At 58.7% G+C, this 623-nt stretch carries 1 protein-coding gene; it reads left to right on the top strand.

All coding sequences use genetic code 11. The features are described 5' to 3' along the window. Positions 1–65: 65 nt before the first annotated feature. The coding region (locus AC1RO3_RS08250) for a hypothetical protein (protein WP_481763968.1) at positions 66–623 on the top strand (558 nt) is incomplete at its 3' end.

Below are 623 nucleotides of genomic sequence, written 5' to 3'. Positions count from 1 at the left end.
GACTGGGATGCAGGTTGGCTCGCTGGATACGAGCTGGATAAGGATCAGGAACATTAGGAGAAACTGTGCACATTAAGGACATTTTCAAGGCCGCTAAGATCAGTGGCTTTAAGCGCCTTCAGACAACGGCACAGCCCAACTGCATGGGCGCGACCGACGTGTGGGCAGGTGACCTCACGGCTCTGGTACGCGAGATCGAGCGCCGCGTTCTGGGCTACGGCGACAAACTTCCCACAGGTCTGGAGGCCGCTATCCACCGACGTATCGTGCACGTGGAGACCGCACGAAACCAAGGTCGGATTATGGGCGCGATCCGCGAGGCATGGGCCGAACAGTATGCGGCACCGTGTTCGGGGCTGCGTCCCATCGAGGCCGAAGGGCGCAGTTTCAAGGTGGTCGAAATGTCGCTGGCCACGTTCCTGAGCCCACGATCAGAGGTCCTTGATCCGGAGTTCGTGGTGGTCTACGTCTACTGTGCTCAGGATGAGGTGGCGGCTCTCATCGAAGAAGCAGCACGTTGTGACTGGACACTGATCCCGCCCGAACAGCGTGATGAATACCCGGAGCTTCGCCATTCGAATTGGCTCACAATCGACGGATTCTGGGACTTCATGGACGAGCGC

It is taken from the genome of Dellaglioa sp. CoH-57-MRSF-19 (assembly GCF_056781975.1).
This window is presented reverse-complemented; position numbering and strand designations above follow the sequence as displayed.